Source organism: Heliophilum fasciatum, assembly GCF_004341395.1.
GTDB classification, from domain to species: domain Bacteria; phylum Bacillota; class Desulfitobacteriia; order Heliobacteriales; family Heliobacteriaceae; genus Heliophilum; species Heliophilum fasciatum.
Map to the genome: position 1 here is coordinate 1 of NZ_SLXT01000070.1, position 1,122 is coordinate 1,122.

Consider the following 1,122-nt stretch of genomic DNA (forward strand, 5'->3'; position numbering starts at 1 on the left):
TGCTACGGAAGTATGGCGGCCAAAGAGCTCGTCCCTTCGGCTTTTTACGATCGGTTCACACCGGAACTGGTTGAATTCTTGAAACGTTGCATCGCCCGTGCGGCATCCATGGAAGCCGCCGAATTTGTTCCGGACCTGTCCGAGAAGTTAAAGGGTCTCGTCGATCTGCTTTGTATCGATAGCACATTAATTCGGCTTCACGATTCACTGGCCGACCGTTGGCCGGGTCCGCGTACCAACCATTCGCCGGCCGCATTGAAATTAAATATGGTGATTAGCGCCATGGGCGCAGGTCCGCGGGAAATTCAAATGGTCGAGGGGAAAAAAGGCGAGAGCCCCCTGCTGAAAATTGGCAGTTGGGTCCAAAACCGCATCCTTTTGTTGGATTTGGGATACTTCAAATTCCAGCACTTTCGGGAGATCCAGGGCCACGGTGGTTTCTTTGTCAGTCGCCTGAAGGACAACGCCAATCCGACGATTCTCGATACGTTAAAACAACATCGTGGCAACACGATCGATCTCTCAAACCAGAAGTTGCGGAATATTGAACCCTATTTGAAACGACAAGTGATCGACGTAGAAGTTAGCATTACGACGAGCAAGGCAAAATCGATAGAAGCTCTACGTAAAGACCGACAAATCATGCGTGTCGTTGGCATCATGGACAAGGAACTGAAAAAATACCATTTTTACATTACCAATCTCCCCGTGGAACAGTTGACGGCCGAGGAGGTCGCCCAGTTGTACCGGGCACGCTGGGCGATTGAATTAACGTTCAAAGAACTGAAGAGCACGTATCAACTTGATGTGATCACCTCCGCTAATGAATCGGTCATTCAGGCCTTGATCTGTACGTCCATATTGACCATGATCGTAAGCCGCCGATTATTATTCTTGCTTCGACGGATGAATCCCCAAAAAGCAAAGCGGATGACCCCTCTTCGGTGGGCCAATGTCTTTGCGGTTGGTGCCCCCAAGCTTCTTCACCCGCTTTTTCTCTATCTGGGGTTGGATCCACGAGGATACGATCCTCTTTTTGACATGTTTGTGGCAGAGGCTGTGGATCCGAATGTATTCCGAAAACGCATGCTCGATCCTTGGTCGAAATGATGCGGCAACGCC

Annotated in this window: 1 protein-coding gene; it reads left to right on the forward strand. The window is 50.0% G+C overall.

Features of this window, described 5'->3' with window-relative positions; genetic code table 11:
• Positions 1-1,110, forward strand: a 1,110-nt coding sequence (locus EDD73_RS14720; RefSeq protein ID WP_131921196.1) for an IS4 family transposase, incomplete at its 5' end; no start/stop codon positions are given.
• Positions 1,111-1,122: the final 12 nt, after the last annotated feature.